At 61.3% G+C, this 22478-nt stretch carries 22 protein-coding genes and 1 tRNA gene; 10 read left to right on the forward strand and 13 right to left on the reverse strand.

Annotation, left to right across the window (positions count from 1 at the left end):
• From cmk to ACFWEM_RS08560, 3 genes are all read left to right on the forward strand, one after another.
• The gene (gene cmk / locus ACFWEM_RS08550) at positions 1–681 is read left to right on the forward strand and encodes a (d)CMP kinase (protein WP_378534491.1); all 681 of its coding nucleotides are present in this window, start codon (positions 1–3) and stop codon (positions 679–681) included.
• On the forward strand, positions 678–2105 hold the full coding sequence (der, locus tag ACFWEM_RS08555) for a ribosome biogenesis GTPase Der (protein ID WP_003946199.1): 1428 nt from the start codon (positions 678–680) through the stop codon (positions 2103–2105). The genes cmk and der overlap by 4 nt, the downstream gene beginning before the upstream one ends.
• A gap of 102 nt (positions 2106–2207) precedes the next feature.
• Positions 2208–2281 (forward strand) — tRNA-Pro (locus ACFWEM_RS08560).
• 62 nt (positions 2282–2343) lie between these two features.
• Here ACFWEM_RS08560 and ACFWEM_RS08565 read toward each other — a convergent pair.
• Together ACFWEM_RS08565 and ACFWEM_RS08570 are read right to left on the reverse strand one after the other, a co-directional pair.
• Positions 2344–2505 (reverse strand): hypothetical protein, encoded by a 162-nt coding sequence (locus ACFWEM_RS08565; protein ID WP_206029197.1) that lies wholly within the window; start codon positions 2503–2505, stop codon positions 2344–2346.
• 219 nt (positions 2506–2724) lie between these two features.
• Entirely contained in the window at positions 2725–3150 is a 426-nt protein-coding gene (locus tag ACFWEM_RS08570; RefSeq protein WP_378532833.1) for a hypothetical protein, read from the reverse strand.
• 338 nt (positions 3151–3488) lie between these two features.
• On the opposite strand from ACFWEM_RS08570, the gene ACFWEM_RS08575 reads away from it, so the two are divergent.
• On the forward strand, positions 3489–3944 hold the full coding sequence (locus ACFWEM_RS08575) for a hypothetical protein (protein WP_378532835.1): 456 nt from the start codon (positions 3489–3491) through the stop codon (positions 3942–3944).
• On the opposite strand, the gene ACFWEM_RS08580 is transcribed toward ACFWEM_RS08575, so the two are convergent.
• From ACFWEM_RS08580 to ACFWEM_RS08615, 8 genes are all read right to left on the reverse strand, one after another.
• Positions 3945–4286, reverse strand: a complete 342-nt coding sequence (locus ACFWEM_RS08580) for a hypothetical protein (protein WP_378532837.1) — start codon at positions 4284–4286, stop codon at positions 3945–3947.
• Between the two features lie 35 nt (positions 4287–4321).
• Positions 4322–5002, reverse strand: coding sequence for a hypothetical protein (locus ACFWEM_RS08585; RefSeq protein WP_378532839.1), 681 nt, complete (start codon positions 5000–5002; stop codon positions 4322–4324).
• A 176-nt stretch (positions 5003–5178) separates the two neighbouring features.
• On the reverse strand, positions 5179–6063 hold the full coding sequence (locus tag ACFWEM_RS08590) for a hypothetical protein (protein ID WP_378532841.1): 885 nt from the start codon (positions 6061–6063) through the stop codon (positions 5179–5181).
• A gap of 65 nt (positions 6064–6128) precedes the next feature.
• Complete coding sequence (locus tag ACFWEM_RS08595) at positions 6129–6989, reverse strand: ABC transporter permease (protein WP_378532842.1); 861 nt, start codon at positions 6987–6989, stop codon at positions 6129–6131.
• Positions 6986–7996, reverse strand: coding sequence for an ABC transporter permease (locus ACFWEM_RS08600; RefSeq protein ID WP_378532844.1), 1011 nt, complete (start codon positions 7994–7996; stop codon positions 6986–6988). Before ACFWEM_RS08600 ends, ACFWEM_RS08595 begins: the two co-directional genes overlap by 4 nt.
• 32 nt (positions 7997–8028) lie before the next feature.
• The gene (locus tag ACFWEM_RS08605; protein WP_378532846.1) at positions 8029–9561 is read right to left on the reverse strand and encodes an ABC transporter substrate-binding protein; all 1533 of its coding nucleotides are present in this window, start codon (positions 9559–9561) and stop codon (positions 8029–8031) included.
• A gap of 130 nt (positions 9562–9691) precedes the next feature.
• Positions 9692–10666 carry an oligopeptide/dipeptide ABC transporter ATP-binding protein gene (locus ACFWEM_RS08610; protein WP_378532848.1) on the reverse strand — a complete coding sequence of 325 codons (975 nt, stop codon included), beginning with the start codon at positions 10664–10666 and terminating at the stop codon, positions 9692–9694.
• On the reverse strand, positions 10666–11577 hold the full coding sequence (locus ACFWEM_RS08615) for an ABC transporter ATP-binding protein (protein WP_378532850.1): 912 nt from the start codon (positions 11575–11577) through the stop codon (positions 10666–10668). Before ACFWEM_RS08615 ends, ACFWEM_RS08610 begins: the two co-directional genes overlap by 1 nt.
• A gap of 275 nt (positions 11578–11852) precedes the next feature.
• On the opposite strand from ACFWEM_RS08615, the gene ACFWEM_RS08620 reads away from it, so the two are divergent.
• Positions 11853–12410 carry a QsdR family transcriptional regulator gene (locus ACFWEM_RS08620; protein ID WP_378532852.1) on the forward strand — a complete coding sequence of 186 codons (558 nt, stop codon included), beginning with the start codon at positions 11853–11855 and terminating at the stop codon, positions 12408–12410.
• A gap of 85 nt (positions 12411–12495) precedes the next feature.
• Here ACFWEM_RS08620 and ACFWEM_RS08625 read toward each other — a convergent pair whose 3' ends face one another.
• Both ACFWEM_RS08625 and ACFWEM_RS08630 read right to left on the reverse strand, forming a co-directional pair.
• Positions 12496–13317, reverse strand: coding sequence for a class II glutamine amidotransferase (locus tag ACFWEM_RS08625; RefSeq protein WP_378532854.1), 822 nt, complete (start codon positions 13315–13317; stop codon positions 12496–12498).
• Between the two features lie 21 nt (positions 13318–13338).
• A complete protein-coding gene (locus tag ACFWEM_RS08630) occupies positions 13339–13782 on the reverse strand; it encodes a hypothetical protein (protein ID WP_378532856.1) in 444 nt (147 codons plus the stop codon).
• Between the two features lie 342 nt (positions 13783–14124).
• Between ACFWEM_RS08630 and ACFWEM_RS08635 the strand changes: the two genes are divergently transcribed.
• The 5 genes from ACFWEM_RS08635 (at position 14125) to ACFWEM_RS08655 (ending at position 20245) form a co-directional block, all read left to right on the forward strand.
• Complete coding sequence (locus tag ACFWEM_RS08635) at positions 14125–14853, forward strand: hypothetical protein (protein ID WP_378532858.1); 729 nt, start codon at positions 14125–14127, stop codon at positions 14851–14853.
• Positions 14850–15464 carry a class F sortase gene (locus ACFWEM_RS08640; RefSeq protein ID WP_378532859.1) on the forward strand — a complete coding sequence of 205 codons (615 nt, stop codon included), beginning with the start codon at positions 14850–14852 and terminating at the stop codon, positions 15462–15464. The genes ACFWEM_RS08635 and ACFWEM_RS08640 overlap by 4 nt, the downstream gene beginning before the upstream one ends.
• A gap of 93 nt (positions 15465–15557) precedes the next feature.
• Positions 15558–16358, forward strand: coding sequence for a bifunctional hydroxymethylpyrimidine kinase/phosphomethylpyrimidine kinase (gene thiD, locus ACFWEM_RS08645; protein ID WP_378532861.1), 801 nt, complete (start codon positions 15558–15560; stop codon positions 16356–16358).
• A gap of 48 nt (positions 16359–16406) precedes the next feature.
• Entirely contained in the window at positions 16407–18890 is a 2484-nt protein-coding gene (gene pepN, locus ACFWEM_RS08650; protein WP_378532863.1) for an aminopeptidase N, read from the forward strand.
• A gap of 65 nt (positions 18891–18955) precedes the next feature.
• Positions 18956–20245, forward strand: a complete 1290-nt coding sequence (locus ACFWEM_RS08655; protein ID WP_378532865.1) for an alpha/beta hydrolase — start codon at positions 18956–18958, stop codon at positions 20243–20245.
• On the opposite strand, the gene ACFWEM_RS08660 is transcribed toward ACFWEM_RS08655, so the two are convergent.
• Positions 20207–22474: a DUF2254 family protein gene (locus tag ACFWEM_RS08660; protein WP_378532867.1), complete on the reverse strand. Its 2268-nt coding sequence runs from the start codon at positions 22472–22474 to the stop codon at positions 20207–20209. The two genes, ACFWEM_RS08655 and ACFWEM_RS08660, sit on opposite strands and share 39 nt — an antisense overlap.
• Positions 22475–22478 lie beyond the last annotated feature (4 nt).

Consider the following 22478-nt stretch of genomic DNA (forward strand, 5'->3'; position numbering starts at 1 on the left):
ATGCCGCTGGTAGTCGCGATGGACGGACCGTCCGGAACCGGCAAGTCCAGCGTCTCTCGCGCGTTGGCGCAGCGTTTGGGTGCTCGCTACCTCGACACCGGAGCCATCTACCGGATCGCGACCCTGCACGTGCTGCGTCAGGGAATCGATCTGGCGGATTCCGCCGCGATCACGGCCGCCGTTGCGGCGTTGCCGTGGTCCATCGGTACCGATCCGAGCAGCGAGCAGGTGCATCTCGACGGCACGGACGTCAGCGAGGAGATCCGCGGCGACGCGGTAACCAAGGCTGTCTCCGCAGTGTCGGCCGTACCCGAGGTTCGCGACCTGCTGGTCGCCACTCAGCGTGAGTTGGCGGCAAGCGCAGACCGGATCGTCGTGGAAGGTCGCGACATCGGAACCGTCGTACTCCCCGATGCAGACGTCAAGATCTTCTTGACCGCATCGGCGGAAACCCGTGCGGCACGGCGCAATACGCAGAACGTCGGCCAAGGCCGTGAAGACAATTACGAAGCGGTGCTGGCTGATGTGCAGCGCCGTGACCATCTCGATTCGACTCGGGCAGTGTCGCCGTTGCGCCCTGCCGACGACTCCATTCTGGTGGATACGAGCGAATTGGGAATTGAAGATGTGATCGCCAAGTTGCTGTTGGTGGTCAGCGACAGAACTGGAGCAGTGCAGTGAGCGACGATCTGGTAACCGAATATGCCGGTGACGGAACTTGGTCCGAGGAATCGGAGTGGGATTACGCCGATCTCGAAGCGGACGGCGAAGGCGAAGCGCACATTGCCGTCCCGACCTTGGCTGTTGTCGGTCGACCGAACGTCGGCAAGTCGACGCTCGTCAACCGCATCATCGGCCGTCGTGAAGCGGTAGTCGAAGACATCCCCGGCGTTACCCGTGACCGCGTCTCCTACGAGGCGAACTGGGCCGGACGACGCTTCCTCGTCCAGGACACCGGCGGATGGGAGCCCGACGCAAAGGGTCTTCAGCAGGCCGTTGCCCGGCAGGCCGAGTTGGCCATGGGAACGGCTGACGCCATTCTCCTGGTCGTCGACGCTGTTGTCGGCGCTACGGCGACGGACGAAGCTGTCGCTCGCGTGCTTCGCCGCTCGAAGACTCCGGTCATCCTCGTTGCCAACAAGGTGGACGACGGACGCACCGAGTCCGAGGTTGCAGCGCTGTGGTCCTTGGGCCTTGGTCAGCCGTACTCCGTGAGTGCGACGCACGGCCGCGGTACCGGCGACCTGCTCGACGAGGTTCTCGAGAAGCTGCCGGAAACCCCGCGTGAAGGTATCCCCGGCGGCGGTCCGCGTCGTGTTGCTCTCGTCGGAAAGCCGAATGTCGGAAAGTCCAGCTTGCTCAACAAGCTGTCCGGTGACGAGCGGTCCGTCGTGCACAATGTTGCCGGCACCACCGTCGACCCGGTCGACTCCATCGTCGAACTCGGCGGGCGCCCTTGGCGTTTCGTCGACACGGCTGGTCTGCGCAAGCGTGTCAGCCATGCCAGCGGTGCCGAGTTCTATGCGTCGCTGCGCACGAAGAGTGCGATCGAGGCCGCTGAGGTCGCGATCCTGCTGATCGACGCGCACGAGCCGATCACCGAGCAGGACCTGCGTGTTCTGAGCATGGTGGCCGACACGGGTCGTGCATTGGTGATCGCATTCAACAAGTGGGACCTCGTGGACGAGGACCGTCGACTCATGCTGGACAAGGAAGTGGACCGCGATCTGGTCCGCGTTCCGTGGGCTCAGCGAGTCAACATCTCCGCCCACACCGGTCGCGCAGTGGCGAAGCTCGTGCCTGCGCTCGACACGGCTCTGGAGTCCTGGGACAAGCGCATCCCCACGGGTCGCCTGAACACCTGGCTCAAGGAAGTTGTGGCAGCAACACCGCCGCCGATGCGTGGTGGTCGCCTGCCTCGCATCATGTTCGCGACGCAGGCAAGCACGCGCCCGCCGACATTCGTTCTCTTCACCACTGGCTTCCTCGAGGCCGGCTACCGCCGCTTCATCGAGCGGCGTCTGCGTGAAGAGTTCAACTTCGACGGTAGCCCGATCCGCGTATCCGTCCGAGTGCGCGAGAAGCGTGACCGCAAGGGCCGCTGATTCTGCGTCCAATTCGGTACTGAAACGGCTCTGACCAGCCGATTGGTACTTCGGCCCGTCCCTGATGTAATCTTTCCAAGCGCCCGAAACAAGGGCGTGGGACGGGCTGTGGCGCAGCTTGGTAGCGCACTTGACTGGGGGTCAAGTGGTCGCAGGTTCAAATCCTGTCAGCCCGACCGAAGTTAGATCAAAAAGGCAGTTTCTCAGAAATGAGAAACTGCCTTTTTTGTTTGTGCCTTCAGAGGTTCGGCAACGGATCGCGCGGGAAGTCCTGCGGTGACGTGATCTCCGCGTCGGCAGCGTTCACGACTGCAACATATTCTTCGTCGATCTCGTACGTTATGCCCGCCGCAGTGAAGTGCGGCGTGGACGCAGTATCGACCGGGCCGAGGACGGTCATTCTCGGAAACTGGGTGAGGATCGACCTCGGCACTTTTCTGGATCGAAAGCTCGTCGAGAAGACGGTGATCGCCTTTCGGCTTATCACGACAAACACACTCGGTTTCGCGCTCATCAGAACGTCCGCTGGAAATACGTACCGGATCTCGTCATCTGGATCCAAGTAAGACCGAAGGCGCTCGCGAGCATCCGCAGAAACCGGCATGGGCGGAAGGCTAGCTCAGGTTCGCTGACTGAGGCGAATATTGTGGACGGCAACGATTGCTCCGAAGAGCGCGATCAGAATGGCGGTAAAGATTGCTGCCACCCACCAGGGCGCCGAACCTGCTGTATTCAGCCAGATGGTCAATGCACCGAAAATTGTAGTCGGAATGCCGACGGCACGAGACAGGTCGACGTTCCTTGGATTGACCGGCGGTGTTCTCCACCAATGAAGGCGATGTCCTCGATTCTCACGCAGCATTCGCAGGATAGACCAGACAGTAAGCGGCAGACCAATCGCGAGGATGACCATCCCGCCAATAATCGCCAAAGTGGACCCGTCTCGGAAGTACGTCACGGCAGCGCCCACAACACCTGCAAAAACGATGGCCGTGAATACTTTCCACGCCGGGGTTATCGACTGGCCATGCGGTTGTGTTGCCATGCAAGCACCCTTCCACAAAACGTGGTCGAAAACTTCAAGCCTTTTGCGAACGTCGATTGTGCATAAGGGTGACAATCAAACTCGGCAGGCCGTTAACTACTCCGAGTACAGCGACTGCGATACCCGCACTCAAGAGAGGTGCTGTCTCCCAATAGTTGTCGACGATGGCAGATGCTCCGATCAAGCTCGATACCCAGCCCGTGAGTTGAGCACGTCGAACATGGTGTGCCGCTCGCGTTGAGAACGGTCCCACCGCGAGAGGTAATCTCCGCCTCTTTCGAGTTGTAATCGCTTTCTGCTCCGGAGCGCAATGTTCGTTACTGGCATGATCTCTTCGTATGACGGGGATTCGGATCGCGTGGGTTGTATTGGCGGTTGCCACCGGGATTCTAGGATCCGCGACGGCACAGTGGCCGCTGTATGAGATCACCGATTGCGAAATAGGCCTCGGCCCGCTCAGTTCTGCTGATTGTTACCGCTCGATTCATGACTATTTCGGACGAGAGCTCTTCTTGGTGCTCGCCTTACCGGTGGCCGTGTGCGTCATTCCAGCCGTGATCCCGCGACCATTCGTTTCCTGGATCGTCTCGGCGACAATGCTTTGTGCTGCAGTGGTGGGTTTCTTTACCGCTTTCAGCTCTGGTATGCCGTCTCTGCTGTCGATGGTGGGGAGTCTCCCTGCGGCAGTGCTGGCATTGGTACTTGCTGCGGTGCATCAGGGGATCGCCTTGCAGAACAAGCGCGCCACTGCGCGTGCTCGCGGCGGGCTTCGCAATACGCGATCGAGTGAGTGATCAGTCGGGGCTGAAGAACAGTTCCATCGAGATCCAGAACCACGCCACCATTGCCGCCACAGAAAGGAACGCGAGCACCAATGGCAACGCGAATTGCCTGCCGATGCGGCTGGGAATAGTCATAAGTCCGAGAATGACGAACACGGCGGCAGGCGCCGCCCAACTTATCCAGTAGGTGAGCGGTGGGGGGTTGGGGCCGAACGACGTGAACGAACGGTTCGGATAAAGCTGCGGCTGCGGGAAATCTGCGAAGTGTTGCCACAGGAGTACCAACGGCAGATAGCCGAACAGCCCGAGCAGAAGGCCGACGACGAGTCCCGCGAAGATTCGCTCGCCCCTCATCTCGATGCGCCCGTCGGAATCAACCGGTCCACTGCTTATACGACTTCTGGTAAGTCGTGAGGCTGCATCCGTAGAGCCCACGCCCGGGCCGCAACGAACGTCACGGCCAATACGAGCACCACCAGCAGTACGACTGCAATCCAGGTGGGAGCGGCGGTGGAGAAGCCCAGCTTCCACGCAGTACCGACGCCTGCAGCAGTCGCCGCCAACGCCCCTACCGGAAGTATCACCGCCACCGCTCGTGTGGTGCGAACAGTAAGTCGATCCCCGGCAGCGCGAAGAACTCCGAACACGGCGGCGACCGAAAGGCCATAGGCCAGAAGACCGCTGACGGCGTAGACCAGGAGCGGGGACCATCCCATATCAACCGACCCGGTGAATGCCATGCCGATCAAGACCAACAGGGGCGTCAGCCCAAGCGCGACGCCTGCGAGGCCTGCCACCACAGTTCGGACCATTCGATTGTCCTGGCCTCCGGAGATTCGCACGCCCGCGAGGAGGAGCACGAACCCGGTCAGCGCGCCCAGAAGGGCGCCGATCACCGCAGCCTCTATCGGCCAGTTCCATTGCGGTTCACCCGCGAAGCCCGAGATTGTCGTGCCACCCGAAAAGAGGGTGATCGTGGCCGATGCCTGTGAAGACCCCTGTGTCAGCGACGCGGCGACCAAGGCAACGGCCGCCCCGAACAAAGCAAACCCGAATGTCTGTTTCCACATCAAGCCATCATCACCTAAACGGAGCGCGAATTCGGCCCAACGGCAGTCTCATCCGGATGCCTTCTCACTGTGCAGATTCGGGGCGCAGCCGACTTCGGCGACAATCGTGTGAAGGGGCTGGTGGTGACACCCTCGTCGTATCACCACCAGCCACGTCCGACACTCACGACCTGCTGTCACGCACGCAATCGGCGACGTGCTGCCAGTGCTGCCGGAAATCCGAGATCTGCATCGATCACTTCACCGGAGAGACGTTCCGAGATTTCGATCAGTCGACTGCATCCGGTCTCTCCGATCGCCTCGTACGGGTACGACCCCAGCACATCGGTCTGATGCTCAACCCTCTGCCGGCGATCGCGACCCACCTCGTTCAGGTGAAGCTCGGGGCCGTCTTCGAGCCATCCACGCGCCCGCACACTTTCGACGCCTTCCGCCCACTGATCGTTGTCCCATGCCCGGCTCATTTGCAGAGCAGCAGCAGGAACATCACCGGTTGCGGCGTGAACTACCAGCGCTTCGACACCGTTGAGCCCTTCGGTGTGAAGTAGGGCGACATGAGAATCACCGCGATATTCCCGGAGCAAGGATTGGGCATGCCACAACACGAGATGGGGCTCTTCTGGCCACGGTAGGGATGCGTGTCCACCGAACAGCGGCCGACCTTGCGGTCTGTTGCATGCGCGCTCCGCTGCTCGACGTGCGAGTTCGGCGGCTTCTCGAACCTCGGCGCCGTCGACATGTTCTCCCCATGCCTTGCGCAGCGAACGGTCGACAGCGTCGAGTCGAGCGGCCAAGATCTGTTCGTGGGTGGCGATCGTCCAGGCATTCGGCAGGACCGCGTGTACCAGTTCGGGGTTGAAGTTGAAGAAGGTAGCGATGGTGACTTCTGCCGCTACTGCACCCATGGGTGCGGACCGCGAAGCGAAGTACCCCATTCGAGGATGCGTAAAGCCCAGTGCAGCATAGGCTTCCGCGCCGAAAGGGGTGAAGTAGATCATGCCGTGTATCGGTTCGGCTCCACGGAAGACGCGGCGCGCGGTTTCTGGTGCGATCGAGGTCATCGATAATCCTTCATGCTGGTGGTGTGGTCTTCGAACAGTAGAGTCGGATGGTTGTTCTACGCCGGCTATCTCCCTCTGACATACATGCGGTCCCGGACGGCATCACCCACTCGGTAGACGGCCAGGACGACCAATGAAATCAGAATGCCGGAGGGGAGAATCTGTTGTGGTGCACTCAAGATGTGCAGGTACGCATCGGATAAGTCACCGCCCCAACTCGGAGTGGGGGGCTGTATTCCCAACCCCAGGAATGAGAGTGCCGCCTGCGCGAGAAAAGTCAGGCCGGTGAGCACGGTCACCTGAACGACAACCGGCCCGATTGCGTGCGGAAGAAGATGACGCAGGAGCACTACGTGCGGCGGGCATCCTGAGAGTCGCGCGCTCAGAACGAAGTCTCGGTTCCTCGTTTCGCTGACCCCGGCAGCCAGAATTCTTGCAATTGTGGGTGCATAGACGACTCCGAGCGCTGACATCGACGTGATCAGGCTCGGCCCCAGAACACCGGTAATAGCCACTGCGAGAACCAAACCTGGGAATGCCAGCAATGCGTCCGCCACCCGGAGGAGTGACGCGCCGATCCAGCGTGGCCAGTATCCGGCGATCAACCCCCACGGAATTCCCAACAGCAGACTGACAGCGACAGCGATCGCGACGCCGAAGAAGGCGGAGCGTCCTCCCCAGATTAATCGACTGAGCACGTCACGACCGAAGCCGTCAGTGCCAAGCAGGTGCTGTGCACTCGGACCGGCGAACGTGTTGGTCAGGTTCTGATCGGTCGGACTGTGCGGAGCCACGAACGAGGCCAAGACGGACGCCGCTATCAGCGTTCCGAGAAAGCAGTAGCTGAGCCATAATCCGGGCGTCAGTCGGTAACGAGGCCACTTGGAACGAGATTCGCCTGCACTGGTCACTACGAGTTGGCTCACGAGATCGTTCCCTTTCTCAATTGCGGGCTGATCATGTTGTTGACGACGTCGACCAGGATGTTCACGAGAAGCACGATCACGACGAACAGCAACACGATGCCTTGAAGCATCGGATAATCTCGCGTGTCGATCGCGATGACCAAAGCGCTGCCGAGGCCCGGTAGCACGAAGATCTGCTCGAGGATGACCGTCGCACCCAGCATCGCCACGGCGAGCAATCCATAGACTGTGACAATGGTGGGAACGATGTTTCGTAGCGCGTAGCGCCACACGATCTTCCGCTCGTCGATACCCATCGCACGCGCGGTTCGCACGTAGTCACCGGACAGCGTCTCGATCATCGCGGCCCTGGTCTGCCGGACCGCAATCGATGCTGCGCCGGCAGCGAGTGCCGTTGCAGGTAGGACGAGATGGCTCAGATTGTCGATCACACCGTCGCCCGGAGTAACCCAGCCGAGCACCGGTAGAACTCCCAAGCCGAGGGCAAAGACATCGACCAGCACGATAGCGAGGAAGAAGTCCGGCACCGCGAGTCCGATCCCTGAAACCGTGCGGGTCAGGCCATCGCTGCGTCGTCCCTGCCGCGTCGCGGTCCACACACCGAGCGGTATGGCGACGACGGTGGAGAGTAACAGTGCGAGTACAACGAGCTCGGCGCTCGCCGGCAGCCGCGCAAGGATCTGTGGGCCGACGGGGGCGCTGTTCTGTAGCGACGTTCCCAGATCTCCGTGCAGAGCCGACACCACCCAGTTCCAGTACTGGACCAGCAGAGGTTGATTCAATCCGAGGCGCTCGTTGAGTGCCGCGATCGCTTCATCGCTGCCGTTCGGACCGAGAAGTGCCTCGGCTGGTCCACCGGGGATTATCCGGATAAGGGCAAAGGTTATGAAACTGGCGATAACCGCGGTCGGAATGATTTGCGCGAACCGGACGGCGATCATCCGTATATATGGATTGACGGGCGATCGGTGAGAGTTTCGAGTCGGAACGCTCTCAGGTTCGGGCATCACCGAATTCTCGTGTGATACGACGGTCGCTGTCATGACTTCGAGAGGTATGTGAGATTGGGGGATCCGTTCAGAGCAGGAACGGCCCCGTGGACGTTCTTCGTGTAAGCGACCACGTCGGGAGTGAAGTACAACGGTACGTACTCAGCGGACTTGATCACGACTTGATTGATCTGTTTGACGATGTCGAGCTGAGCGGTTTCGTCATACGTGTTGTTCAGCAGTGCGATTAGCTTCTCCAACTCCTCGTTGGGGACGGAATTTTGCCGGAAGTACGATCGCGAACCCAGAGAGGCTTCGAAATTGAGCGGTGCGGATGCTCGCGTGGGCCATCCCACGCTGAAGACGTCCGCGCTGTTGTGTGCGACGAACTCCGTAATCGCCTGAGGTCCACTCATTTCGACGAAGTCGACCTTGATGCCGACCTTCTCCCATTGTTCTCCGACAAGGACCGCGTTGGTCGAGTACGGCGGTAGGTTGCCTGCTAGTCCGCGCACGGTGACCCCGTTCGGATACCCCGCCTCCGCTAGCAGCGATTTGGCCTTCTCCGGGTCGTACGGCCATGCGTCTTCGGTTTGCTCGTCGTAGAACTGCGAACCGGGAGGATATTGACCGAACGCCGCAGTTCCTTCCGTGCTGTCCAGTGCGGCTCGCGCAATTGCCTTGCGGTCGAGCGCGTATTGCATCGCCAGACGAACGCGGACATCGTTGACCACGGGGTTCTTGTTGTTGATCACGACGAGCGCAACTCCGAGTCTCGGGTCGTGACTGACGTTCAGGTTGGGGTTGCGTTCGAGGATCGGAGCACTCGACGGTGTGAGCCCGTATGCAAAATCCGCAGCGTTCGATGTCAGGGCATTTGTCAGCGCTGTGGGATTGGAGATCACCTGGATCTGGATCTTGGCGAGCTGAGGGCTGGGTGGACCCGCCGGTTTGTAGTCGTCGAATCGACTGAATGTGTATGAACTGTTCGGGACTGCGCTGGTGAATGTGTACGGCCCTGCGCCTACAGGCTTGTTGGCGAAGTCTGCCCCTGTTGCTGCCAGCGCAGTGGGGGAGACCACCATTCCCAATCTGCCGTTGAGCCAGCCTGGTAAGCCGGAGGTAGGTGAACTCAACGAGATCGTGATGTGATCTGGGGACGTTGCTTCGATGCTCTTGATCGTCGGGACGGAAACGATTCCGAGACTCAAACAGTGTTCCATGCTTGCCTTGACTGCTGCTGCATCGAGAGTTGTACCGTCGTGAAAGGTCAAGCCGTTCTGCAACGTCATCTCGAACGTGAGGTTGTCCGGTCCGGAGAAACCCCACTCGCTGGCGATTCCGGGCCGCAGTTTCTGGGTGGCAGGTTCAGCATCGATCAGTGGTGCATACATCAACTGTAAGTAGTCGATGTCGTATCCGATGTTTCCCGCACACGGGTCGAGTGAAGCTGGAACGTGCGATGTCGCGACCTTGAGTTCGGCGTTCGGATCGGCAGGTCCGGTACTGCCGGCGGTACCGGTGGCGCTGCTCGAACAGCCGCTGAGCACGAGAGCAGAAAGTGCGACGGCAGCTACCAGCACACGCGGGTCACTTTTCCCATGATTCTGGAAGCGTGTGATCGGATATCGGGATCGCAAAGACAGACGTCGATTCATATGGTGGACTTTCGCTTTGGTCTTCTCGGAATGGGGAGACTGACGCGGCACGCATTTACCGCGGCGGGTTGGAGATTCCGGTCGATGTGGCCGGGGACGATAGATGGCAGGCGGAGCTGTGTGCGGAATTCGAGGCCGCGCGAAGTGACGGCGCTTCCGACGCACAGCGCTCCATCGCAAACGGGCAGCGGGTGCGGAATCGACAGCCCGAGGGTGGATTCCGTGGGTCGGGTAACTCGCCCCGCACCAATGCTTTCCGACGACTGCGCCGCTCGAGTTCGATGTGCGGGGCCGCGGCGAGAAGTGCCTGCGTGTAGGGGTGAGATGGAGTCCTCAGGACCGTGGCAACCGGTCCGATCTCGACGATTCGGCCGAGGTACATCACCGCGACGCGATCGGCGATTCGGGCCACCGAACCCAAATCGTGCGAAATGAAGATGTACGTGAGGTCATGTTCTTCTCGGAGATCGGCAAGAAGTTGCAGCACCTCTTCCTGAAGCGAAACATCCAGGGAGGCAACAGGTTCGTCGCAGAGGATCAGTGGCGCCTTGGAGGCAAGTGCACGAGCGATGGTCACGCGTTGGCGTTGGCCGCCGGAGAGCTGGGTCGGGAGGCGGTCGGCAAGCTCGGCGCCGAGACCGACCCGACGCAACAGCTCGACGGCTTTCGGCCGCAAGGACTGTGGGATGCGCAGACGCCCTGGCACCATCGGCTCAGCTACGCAAGCCCATGAGGTCATCCGATTGTTCAAGGCCGACGTAGGGTTTTGAAAAATGAGATGGGAAGATCCGCCCTTCCCGAACGCCGGGTCGTCGAGATTCATCGTGATGGAGCCTGCGGCCGTAGCCACCAGACCCGCGAGGGCGTGAGCTGTCGACGACTTTCCTGACCCTGATTCGCCGATGATTGCAAGGGTTTCACCCCTCTGCACCGAGAAGCTGACGTCATCGACTGCTCGAAGAGTTTTTCGGCCTCTTCCGTACTCGACGGCCAGATTCCGAACATCGACGATGATGTCGGTGTTGCTCATCAGCTCACCAGTCCGAGTAACTCGAGGTCGGAACTGCGGTGACATCTTGTTGCCGATTCCGATGACCCGATCAGAAGTGGATGATCGGATATGCAGAGTTCCTCGGAGTAGTTGCACCGGGCGACGTATCGGCAACCGACGCTGTGAGCAAGGGCTTTGGTCGTGAAATCGCCTCGCGCCTTGGGTGATTGGGAGGAGATTTCTTCGAATGTCGAGCGTGCGGCCTCGAGAAGGCTGAACGTGTAGGGATGCGCGGGCTGGCGAAGCAGCACGTCTCGCGGCGCGACGTCGACGATCTCGCCGCGAAACATGGTGATGACTCGATCCGCGACCTCGGCGACAACCGCGAGGTCGTGACTGATCAGCAACACGGCAAGATCGCGCTGTTCGGCCAGTTCTCGAAGGAGATCGACGATCTGAGCTTGGATGGTGACGTCGAGCGCTGTTGTCGGTTCGTCCGCGATCAGCAACTTCGGACCGCATGCCAGGGCCATCGCGATCATCACCCGCTGACACATCCCGCCAGAAAGCTCGTACCCGTACGACTTCAAGGTTCTGCTCGGGTCGGCCAGACCGACCTGGTGGAGAAGATCTGTAGCTACGTCCTCCGCATCGACTTTCGTGATGTCGCGGTGGGCCTTCAACACATCGACGATCTGGCGACCGATGCTGACGGAGGGATTGAGAGCCGAGCTCGGGTCCTGGAAGACCATACTGACGTCGCGACCGCGTATTTTCCTCAACTCGGCGGCGGGCAGACCCACAAGTTCCTGTCCTTCGAAACGGATGCTTCCGCTGGTTGTTGCCGTACGGGGCAAGAGACCGAGCAGAGCGAGTCCGGTCAGTGTCTTTCCGCTCCCGCTCTCGCCTACGAGGCCGGTGATTTCGCCCGGCCCCAACTCGAAGCTCACTCGGTCGAGGAGTCTGTTCGAAATCGATTCTGTCCCAATGTCAACCGTGAGGTCTCGTACTTGCAGAAGTGGGCTCATCGTCGGGTCGTCCACGTGTGATCGTTCATCGCATTCCTCCGTAAACAACTGAACTGTTGTGACTGGAATCACGTACCGGGGAACCATAAACACTCACCTGCAACAAAGTCAATGAATGTTGCAACGATTGCCGTCGATGGCGCCGGCTGATCCTCTCCGGCTACCGACCAGCACGTCGTCAGCGATACATTCACTCCATGGCCGAGACACGTGACATCCGCGCGGAAGCGTTGAGTGCTGCCCGCCGACAGTTCGCAGCCGGAAAACCGCTCGATGTGAACGCTTTGGCTACCGAGTTGGGGGTGGATCGGACCACGTTGTTCCGGCGTGCAGGGAATCGCGACACAATTACCGGTGACGTGCTCGATTCGCTGGCGCGCCGAACATGGCGGATGGGCCTCGAGGAGTGCAGTGGAAGCGGAGCGTCAAGGGTTGTCGACGTCCTCACTTACCATGCACGGGCGACAATCGAGACCGAATTCTTCCGGACGTATTTGACTCGCGAACCGCAAAAGGCGTTGTGCATACTCACAACTGGACTGGGGCCGATTCAGGGCACGATGGTCGAATCCGTGCGAAGGCTGATCGAGGCTGAAATACCAGAGCAGATTCGGCCCGACCTGCCCGTCGAGGACATGGCATATCTGCTGGTTCGCGTGGGTGAGTCGTTCATCTACAACGATTTGCTCACCGGTGGCACTCCGGATACGGAGAAGGCTCGCTTGGCTTTCCGGCTCATCCTCTCGCGTGACTAGTGTGCCGAGTTTCCGTTTTCTCAGTTTTCGTGAAAGCGCTTCGAATGCAAGCTATTTCACAGCTATGCTTGGTTGCATGACCCACTCAGGCTGGTGGGATCGGCACAAAGGTCCGCATCTCGTCCCGTCCGGGCCGGATGACGCCTGCGGCGGATTCGGGAACCTCGTTCCAGGCGCCAGGAAGGTCGCGCAGAGGCTCGGAGACGACGATTCGGGTCTCCTCGCTCAGATGGTGCAGTGCTTCCACCTCTGGATGGAGCTTGCGCAGCGTGGAAATCTCGGTGGAGAAGAACAACGACCTCGACTGGTGCTCGCTGGAATAGCGAAAGATCCAGGTGGAGATGCCATCCGACGTCGCGACGGTCATCTGAACCGGATTGTCGATTCCCTGAGAGCGAGCCGTGTGCTCGACGAATCCGACGGCCCTCGCGACACCTTCGAACGGATCGTCGGTCAGGCCGAACGTCAGCGCGAGGAAGAACAGAGTTTCCGAGTCCGTCGATCCTTCGAGATCCGGAAAGAGCGACGGATCAATGGCAGTCACCAATTCCCGTTTCATGTCGTGGAATCCGTGTAGTGAACCGTTGTGCATCCACAACCATTGCCGGTGCCGGAACGGGTGACAGTTGCTGCGCAGCACTGCAGTTCCCGTCGAGGCGCGGATGTGAGCGAACAGCAGAGGGGTCCGCAGTTGAGAGGTGACTTCGCGCAGGTTCGAGTCGTTCCACGCGGGTTCGATGCTCTTGAACACTGCCGGTTGTGGGCCTTCCCCGTACCAGCCGATTCCGAAGCCGTCGCCATTTGTCGTCGTGGCCCCGAGTTGAGAATGCAGGCTCTGGTCGATCAGCGAGTGCTGTGGTCGGAACAGCAAGTCATGGGCGAGTATCGGTTCTCCCGAATACGCCATCCACCTGCACATACTTTCAACTCAAGCAGATCGAGTCGGCGTTGACGATGTGTGCGCCGCGGCGTTTGTCGAATGGCTTGGCTTCCACGTCGACACCGCCCAGATCACGACGATGTTCAGCGCGATGATGAGAGTCGACCACCAGGGGTAGTACGGCAGCCACAAAAAGTTCGCGATGATCGAGATCGCGCAGATCACGACGGCCGACACTCGCGCCCAGGCCGCTCCGGTGAACAGTGCGAGCCCGACGAGAGCGACGAGCGCGCCCAGCACGAGATGGATCCAACCCCACGTCGTCAGGTCGAATTGATAGACGTAGTCGATCCCGACTACGAACACTTCGTTTTCGGCGACGGCAGCGAGTCCCTGGAAGAACTGCACGATGCCGACCGTCACCAAGATGACGGCTGCCCCGATCGATGTTCCTACCGCGAAACCCTGCTTGACTGACGTTGTATCCGACATGACGGTTTCCCTTGATTCGGTGGGGGCGACCGGACACGTGCCCGGCACGCTCGTTGTAGTGATCGTTGTTCCACCGGCTGACCGCTATGAAACGGAAATACCTGTCCAATGCGGTGAGAAATCAGTGCGTCCTGCTCCGACGTGCGGGTGAAATGTAACTTCTGGCCCCTGTGGATGCGATGTATCCCTTGCCGGAACGCGTGTGCGGAGGAATTGCTCGTAACCGAAGTTCACAGAAAACAAGAATAATTCGGCACGGAATTCGACCTATTTGTCCAGCTGTACTGGTATTTTGACTGAATTGACCGGAAGCTACGGTCCGCGGAAAAGAGTAGCGAGAGAATGACGATCTTCGGCAGGCGTACCGCGGGCATCACCGCGACGGCCTTCGTCTTGGCGACCGTTGTGTCGACAGCACTCCCCGCGGTGGGATCGGCTGCCCCCGTCGCGCTCACCCGCGCGTGCAACTCGGAAATCAACGAAAATTCGATGTCACTCGATCCGGCCGTGATCGACGGTTGGTACGACATCTCGACTGGTTCACCGGGAACGAAAATCAACTCGATCGAGGCATGGCGAACCGTGCCCGGAGACATCCTCGAGTTTCGCGCGTCGGTGACGATCAGAGCCCACGGAAGTCCCGTCCGAGGCACGCTTCGGATCGACGGCGCCGGCTTGACCGGAGATCAGGATTTGATCTCCAGAATGACGTTGACCCAAGATCTCGGCCGGTCAGGGTCAACGGTCACCGACGCTGACGACGGTTCGGTCATCCCCGTACGTGCCAAGCTCGCCTTCGATGTCGCCACTCCGGGTCAGGTAGCCCAGAATCGGACAGTCAACCTCTCTGCGGTCAAGATCGTTTTGAGCGGCGACACTACCGATCCGGGAGGTGAATGTCCCGGCCCCGGCCCCGGTCCAGGCCCAGGTGGTGGCGGGAACGGCGGTGGTGACGGCGACAACGGTTCCGGCGGGGGCGTCGGGGACAACGGAGGCGCGCTTCCCGGTCGCGACGTCGGAAACCGCGTTCCGATTTCCCAGGTCCCGTCCGGCCCGACTTCTCGTCCGTGACAGCGACACACGGATCTGTGATCCGTCGGACATGCGTCGCTGCGGCAGTGGCAACGATGTTCCTGGTCGGCGGATGTTCCGACGACGGGAACTCGCCGACTCGAGTCCTCGCGACCGGCCAGGAAGATTTGCCGCCGGCAGTTCGCGCCTCAGTCGACAGTCCGGATGTCCCGAGCACGCTGCGCATAGGCGACAGCACCGCTGACATCCTGCCGATCAAAACGACGACGGACGGCTCGCTCGTTCCGCCCGAGGACGTCAACGAGATCGGATGGTGGGCGGACTCGGCCTTTCCCGGCTCCGGCGCGGGCACCGTGGTGATCACCGGCCACATCAACGATATCTATCAAGGCGACGGTTTCGGGAAGAAGTTCTCCACCTTGGACATCGGCTCGATCGTGACCGTGACGGGCGCCGGGGGACAGGTCTGGAACTACCGCATCGATGCGGTCGATCACTACGGCAAGGACGGCGAGCTGCCGGTCGAGCGATTGAACACTCTCGACGGACCCGAGACCATCGCTCTGATCACCTGTGGTGGCGAATTCGTCGGTCCGCCGTTCGGGTACGAGGACAACGACGTCGCGTGGGGGACCCCGGTGGCCGCATAGGCGAAAACTCGACGTCGGGCCGGTTGATAAACTGGGCCCCGCGTTCGTGGCCATCCACGCGCGTTTCGAAAGTCCGAAGAAGGAGATTGTGCTGTGGTTGACCTCGCCTATGTCATCGCTGGGTCCGAAGCGACTGGCGGTGCCGGCCTGCAGGTCGACCTGAAGACGTTCCAGGCATTGGACGTCTACGGCGTAGCGACCACCACGTGCATCGTCTCGTTCGATCCCAAGAACAACTGGGGTCATCGCTTCGTGCCCATCGCTCCTGACGTGATCGCTGATCAGATCGAGGCTGCCACTGCGGCTCACGATCTGGACGTCGTCAAGATCGGCATGTTGGGCACGCCCGCCACCATCGAGGTTGTGGCAGAGGGATTGCGTCGGCAGCCCTGGCGCCACGTCGTCCTCGACCCGGTCCTGATCTGCAAGGGCCAGGAGCCCGGTGCGGCTCTCGATACCGATACGGCACTTCGTGATTCGATCCTGCCGCTCGCCACTGTCGTCACACCCAACCTCTTCGAGGCACGCACCCTCGCCGGAATGGACAGCATCGAGAGCGTCGACGACCTCATCGATGCCGCACGTCGTATCCATGACCTGGGACCCAAGTACGTGCTCGCAAAGGGCGGGGTCGAACTCGCCGGTGGCGACGCTGTCGACGTGTTGTTCGACGGGACCGACGTGACGGTTCTCTCTGCCCCCAAGGTCGGCGAAGAGCGCGTCTCGGGCGCCGGTTGCACGCTGGCCGCCGCGGTGACCGCCGAACTGGCAAAGGGCGCCGACGTGGGAGAAGCCGTCGCTCTGGCGAAGAAGTTCGTCACGGCGGGCATCGAAGGCCGCGTCTCGGCACACACGCCGTTCGACACCGTCTGGCAGGGCGCGTTCAAGGGATAGACACACTGCGGCTCACATCGCCGTGCGCGGCCTGGCAGGATCGAGTGCGTGAGTACTGCGAACCTGAATCGAAGCGAAGTCGCCGAACGATCTCGAATCATTGACGTCACCGGGTACCGGGTGGAGTTGGATCTGCGATCGGCGGCGGACTCCGCGTCGAAGACCTTTTCGACCGTCGCGACAATTGATCTGACGTCGTCGGCGGAGTCCACGTGGCTCGACTTCATCGGTGCTGCAGTCGATTCCGTAGAGGTCGACGGTGCGTCGATTCCGGTGGAGTACGACGGATCCCGGATTGTGCTGCGCGGACTCGGCGGATCGAACGTCGTTCGCGTGGCAGCTCACGGCCACTACAGCCGTTCCGGCGAAGGGCTGCACCGATTCGTCGACGACGCCGACGATCAGACGTATCTGTACACGCAGTACGAGCCCGCCGACGCCAGACGTGTTTTCGCCTGCTTCGAGCAGCCGGACCTCAAGGTGCCCTTCACGTTCGAGGTGACAGCACCTGACGGCTGGGAAGTCCTGTCGAATCAGCCCGCGACCCAGACCCTCTCCGTGGACGGTGCACAACGCGTCACTTTCGCCCCGACGCTGCCGATCTCGACCTACATCACCGCGATCGCGGCCGGGCCGTATCACCGTGTGGCCTCGTCGTGGAGTCGCGGCGAACTCACTGTCGAGTTGGGCGCTTTGTGCCGGGCGTCGTTGGCTCCACACCTCGATGCAGACAACGTTTTCGACATCACCCGTCAGGGGTTGGACTTCTACGCCGAGCACTTCGACTATCCGTATCCGTTCGGCAAGTACGACCAGATCTTTGTCCCCGAGTACAACCTCGGCGCCATGGAGAACCCGGGACTGGTGACCTTCACCGAGGCATACGTGTTCCGCGGCACCGCAACCGACGAGCAGCATCAGCGTCGCGCGAACACGATCCTGCACGAAATGGCGCACATGTGGTTCGGCGATCTCGTGACCATGGTCTGGTGGGACGACCTGTGGCTCAAGGAATCTTTCGCCGATTTCATGGGATCGCTGGTCAGCGCCGAAGCCACTCGCTTCACCGATGCCTGGGTCGCCTTTGCCATCAAGCGGAAGGCGTGGGCGTACCTCCAAGATCAGCTGCCGACCACGCATCCCATCGTCGCCGACATCGTCGATCTCGAAGCCGCGAAGCTGAACTTCGACGGAATCACCTATGCCAAGGGTGCCAGTGTCCTCAAACAACTTGTGGCGTTCGTCGGGCGTGACGCGTTCTTCGAAGCGGCACGCCGGTACTTCAAGGCTCACGCGTACGGGAACACCACGCTGGTCGATCTGCTCGATGTGCTCGCGGAGACTTCCGGGCGCGATGTGCGCGAATGGGCCCGAATCTGGTTGCAGACCACCGGGGTGTCCACGCTGTCGCTCGACGGAACCGATGTGGTCCAGACGGACCCGAGGCCGCATCGGCTCGCAGTCGGAATCTACGACTACAACGAGTCCGGAGATCTTGTTCGCACCGAACGCGTCGAACTCGACATCACCGAATCCCGGACGTCTGTCAATCTTCCGCCCGGAGCGCTCACACTGCTCAACGACGAAGACCTCACGTACGCGAAGGTGCGATTGGACGCGGAATCTCTGTCCACGGTCGAGGCATCCCTGGACCGTGTGAGCGATCCGCTTGCGCGCGGGGTGATCTGGTCGTCGCTGTGGAACTCGGTGCGTGATGCGCAGCTCTCGGTGTTCCGGTACCTCGACATGGTGGAACGATTCGCTCCCGCTGAGACAGATCTTGCAATTCTCAGCTCGATCCTGACCGATGCCCAATACGCGGTTCTTCACTACGTTCCGAAAAGCTTGCGGCCCAATGTAAGTGCAGGCTGGTTGGAAACGACCTGGAAGGCGGTGTTCGAAGCCGAACCGGAGTCCGGAAGACAGCTGGCCTGGGCACGGGCTCTGTCGGCCGCTGCAGCGGTCAACGATGCTCGCGCCGACGAGTTGCGGTCGATACTCGACGGCACCTGCCCGGGGCCGGTCGGACTGGCTCTCGATCCTGATCTGCGGTGGGCATTGTGGATCGCCCTGTCCGCGACCGGCCATGCGAGTGTGAGCGACTTCGACGGTGAGCTGAGCAAGGACAGCACGTCGGCGGGTCGAACGGCGTACGTCCGCGCTGTGGCGTCGATTCCCGATGCCGCGACCAAGGAGGCTGCCTGGGCGTCGGCGACCACCGATGTCGCACTCTCGAACGACCGCCTGGATGCGACGATCGCCGGATTCCGTTCGGGCACGGACGCGTCACTGATCGAGGGATATGCGGACGAGTACTTCTCGTCTCTGGGGAAGTGGTGGTCGGAACGCAGCATCGAGATTGCGCGACGGTTGGTGAACGGGCTCTTTCCGGCAGCCGAAGATACTTCTGCGGTCGATGCCTGGATCCAGGCCAATGAAGGTGCGCCCGCGTCGCTGCGGAGGCTGGTTCTCGAGCGGCGAGATCACCTGGCCCGGGATCTGCGTGCACAGGCGTCGAACGCGGTGATCTGAGGCCATCAGCTCCGAAATGTCCTGTTCTTGGATATTGTCTAGGCAGGGCTGCGACGGGAGACGACGTGCACAAGATCACGGATCTGTCGCTGGTCACGGGCCCCGTCCCACCCGTGGTGACGGTGCTCGGAATTCTGGCACTACTGTGGCTCATGTTTTCGAGGTCGAGGCGTCACGTCCTGATTTCGATTCCCGTCTGCATCGTCGCGGCAATCGGGATAACCCTGGTGCTGTACTGGCTGATCGAGAAGGTGTGGCATCCGTTCCCGGATCCGATTGCCCGTCCGGTCTACGTGTGGATCGGGCTGGGCATTCTGGGTGTGCTGCTGGGTGTTTCGAGGACCTTTGCCGCGACGCGAATCGACGGCCGCGTGCTCACCGTGGTCTCCGTACTGCTGGTGGTCGTGTCGAGCGCGGCTCACGTGAATCTGCAGTTCCAGTCGTACCCGACTGTGGGAACAGCGCTGGGACTCTCGGACGCGGAGCAGGTCTCGCTTGCAGACTTGGACGACGGCAAGGACGGCGCAGTTCCGGTATCGCAATGGAAGGCGCCGGCGGACATGCCGTCGGCCGGCAAGGTCAGCACGGTCACGATTGCGGGGACGGTTTCCGGATTCAGCGCCCGTGACGCCGAGATCTACCTACCGCCCGCGTATTTCACCAACCCGCGACCGGAGTTGCCGGTGTTGGTACTGCTTGCCGGTCAACCAGGCGCGCCCGAGGACTGGCTGCAGGGTGGCCGCCTCGTCCAGACGATGGACGCCTACGCCGCTGCGCATTCGGGCTTGGCTCCCGTCGTCGTCGTAGCTGACGGGACCGGATCGGAACTGGCGAACCCGCTCTGCGTCGATTCCCAACTCGGAAACGTCGCGACGTACCTATCGCGTGATGTTCCCGACTGGGTCCGCGCGAACCTGCAGGTGGATCCCGACCCGAGGAAGTGGGCTATCGGGGGCCTTTCCTACGGCGGAACCTGCGCATTCCAGATGGCGACGAACTTCCCCGCCGTGTATCCGACTTTCCTGGACCTGTCCGGTCAGATCGAGCCCACCCTCGGTGACCGGAAGCAGACGGTCGATGCCGCGTTCGGCGGCAACGAAGCCGCGTTCGTGGCAGTGAATCCGCAGGATCTGCTCCGGGAGAAGAAGTTTCCCGACAGCGCCGGAGTGTTTGTCGTCGGTAAGCAGGACAACGACTACCGCCCAGGGCTGCAGACGCTCTACGAAGCAGCCAAGGCTGCAGGAATGGACGTCCAGTACGCCGAGGTCGACGGTGGACACAGCTTCCAGGTGTGGTCTGCCGGTTTGGCGAGTCAATTAGGTTGGCTGGGAACGCGACTCGGTCTGCCCGGGTGAACGATCGTCCGGAAGTTCCGAGGATCCGATGATCAGCGGGTGAATTCGTCCGGTTGCCCCGGCTTCGGAACCCAATCCCTGCGGATCTGCCACACTCGCGAGCCGAAGGTCGAGCGCACCGGTCCATTCACGGGTCAACTGCGCATCGAGCGCGTCGACGCGCTCGAGTAGTGGCGGGTGCTGGTCCGGCGGGCAGGCCGCCAGCAGGGTGGCGAATACCGCGCGTAGACGCCGCTGGACCTGTGCGGAATTGGTGCTGAAGTGGCGGATCTCGTCGGTGGCGACCGACACGTAGTCAGCCCACGTGCGTTGCTGCCCCCGAATCAGTGTGAGATCCGAGGTTGATGTGTCGAAGCGGACTCTCGGGGCTAGCAGGACGAGAAGATCCTCGATGTGATCGAGCGCCTGGACGGCTCGGCCCGGATCGTTGATGGCAGGTGAGAGCGCCTTGAGTGCGATGTCCACGATCGACTGCAGCGCTGCACCGGGGCTGACGACCGGGCTGTGCGTGTCGCCGAAGATCAGGCACGACATCAATGTGTCCGGACGAACCTTCAGCGACGGGCCGCGAACCTCGAAGAGGGGCGCGTTCTGGGCGACGAACTCGCCGATGCTGGGGACGACCTCGACCGAGACGTCCCAGCGGCTGGCCAACCGCTGCAGTCGTGCGAGATCGATCGCCAGCAGAATCCGGCCGTCGGGTGAGAGGTGGCGCAGGCGAATCACCAGTGCGTCGGTGTTCTCGGAGTTTGCGGACTCGCGCGGTTGGGGGAGGGGGAGCGGCTGACTGGGTTTCGGTGCGCCGGAGGGTAAGTCCTCGTACAACGGATAGGCGCGGATTGTCGCGCTGCGACCCTGGGCCGCTATCCAACGCAGTAACCGACTGGAATTGAGAATCGACCCGACTTTCGCCACCAACGCGATGAACAGGATCGCACTGGCCAACGCCAGAAGTAGTGCGATCGCCGTGGAGATGGTCGGAGAAGAATTTTCCGAATCAAGCGCCAGATCGAGCGCGATGATCAGGGAGAATACGAACGTCGCCAGAAACATGCCGATCGACCACCGCATCACTCGCTGCTGCGCGAGCATCGGGACGACCCGCACCGAAATCTGCGAGGCACCGAACTGCATGGCGAGAGTGATGGCGGTGAACACCAGACCGGTGAGAGTGATCATCCCGCCGGCGATGACGCTGAGCAACGTCGCAGTCGCCCCGGCGTCGACGCCCTCGGAAATGGTACCGACGTCGCCGTTGCTGACGAGATCTCCGTCGATCCCCACGAGGATGTTCGCGGTGACGACGGACAGGACAACGAGGATCACGGGGAGGCGCCAGACGGGGACTGTTCGTAGTCGTCGGCGAGTTCGGCGCCAGCGGATCATGTCCGAGAGCCGTCGCGACAATCCGACCTTCGACGTGGGGGTTGTGGTGTCGACGACGGGGAGCGGTGGTGGGGGCGGGGGAGTGGAACCGAAACTTCCCGACACCGTTTCCTGAACGTAGATCTTCGCGTGAATCATCGGCTCGCGATAGCGCTGTTCACGGGCGACTGCCCGGCTCATCTTGGCCGGCTTGTCGCGGTATCGCGAGCGAGCCCACGGCGCACCCGGGCGACTCAACCGAATTGCTCCGACCAACAGAAGTGGGGTGAAGAACAGCCCGATCAGGCCGGTCCAGAGTTTGCCCTTCATCAACGTGATCACGGCGAGTCCGAGTTGGATCACGATCGCGACGACAACGCTGATCAACGTCGCCAGGCTGCGGTCTTGCTCGTACGGGTCGAACTCTCCCGCGAACCCTATGGGGTGGACTCCGAGAAGGAAAAGGAACGAGATCGCGATGGCAACGAACACCGCGTCGATGGATGAGCGACCTTCCTCGGCCCAGTAGACATCGCGCAGATGCAGCACGAGTGCGTACTCGTCGAGGACCAACGCGCTGCCGATACCGAAGACCGACGCGAGAACACAGTTGGCGATCGGGGTGTGATAGTCGGCCAGAGCGATGAAGGCGAAGCCGGACACGAGCATCATCATCAAGCCGAAAACCATGTGGTGGATGTGCATTCCACCGGGCGTGACATTGCCGGGCCACCACGAGACCTCGGCCCGGATCATTCGGACGCTGAAGCGGATGAACAGGAACGTCAGGACAAAGGCGAGTAGGAGGAAGAACAGTGGGAGCCTGCCGGTGTCGACGACTGTGTGCTCGAACCAGGACCGCACGGAG

Source organism: Rhodococcus sp. NPDC060176 (genome assembly GCF_042728675.1).
GTDB lineage: Bacteria > Actinomycetota > Actinomycetes > Mycobacteriales > Mycobacteriaceae > Rhodococcus_F.

What these genes read in the sequence shown, in the direction of transcription:
- cmk (WP_378534491.1), top strand. Translation starts at nt 1, where the DNA reads ATGCCGCTGGTAGTCGCGATGGACGGACCGTCCGGAACCGGCAAGTCC.
- ACFWEM_RS08565 (WP_206029197.1), bottom strand. Translation starts at nt 2,505, where the DNA reads ATGACCGTCCTCGGCCCGGTCGATACTGCGTCCACGCCGCACTTCACT.
- ACFWEM_RS08570 (WP_378532833.1), bottom strand. Translation starts at nt 3,150, where the DNA reads ATGGCAACACAACCGCATGGCCAGTCGATAACCCCGGCGTGGAAAGTA.
- ACFWEM_RS08575 (WP_378532835.1), top strand. Translation starts at nt 3,489, where the DNA reads ATGACGGGGATTCGGATCGCGTGGGTTGTATTGGCGGTTGCCACCGGG.
- ACFWEM_RS08580 (WP_378532837.1), bottom strand. Translation starts at nt 4,286, where the DNA reads ATGAGGGGCGAGCGAATCTTCGCGGGACTCGTCGTCGGCCTTCTGCTC.
- ACFWEM_RS08585 (WP_378532839.1), bottom strand. Translation starts at nt 5,002, where the DNA reads ATGTGGAAACAGACATTCGGGTTTGCTTTGTTCGGGGCGGCCGTTGCC.
- ACFWEM_RS08590 (WP_378532841.1), bottom strand. Translation starts at nt 6,063, where the DNA reads ATGACCTCGATCGCACCAGAAACCGCGCGCCGCGTCTTCCGTGGAGCC.
- ACFWEM_RS08600 (WP_378532844.1), bottom strand. Translation starts at nt 7,996, where the DNA reads ATGCCCGAACCTGAGAGCGTTCCGACTCGAAACTCTCACCGATCGCCC.
- ACFWEM_RS08610 (WP_378532848.1), bottom strand. Translation starts at nt 10,666, where the DNA reads ATGAGCAACACCGACATCATCGTCGATGTTCGGAATCTGGCCGTCGAG.
- ACFWEM_RS08620 (WP_378532852.1), top strand. Translation starts at nt 11,853, where the DNA reads ATGGCCGAGACACGTGACATCCGCGCGGAAGCGTTGAGTGCTGCCCGC.
- ACFWEM_RS08625 (WP_378532854.1), bottom strand. Translation starts at nt 13,317, where the DNA reads ATGGCGTATTCGGGAGAACCGATACTCGCCCATGACTTGCTGTTCCGA.
- ACFWEM_RS08630 (WP_378532856.1), bottom strand. Translation starts at nt 13,782, where the DNA reads ATGTCGGATACAACGTCAGTCAAGCAGGGTTTCGCGGTAGGAACATCG.
- ACFWEM_RS08635 (WP_378532858.1), top strand. Translation starts at nt 14,125, where the DNA reads ATGACGATCTTCGGCAGGCGTACCGCGGGCATCACCGCGACGGCCTTC.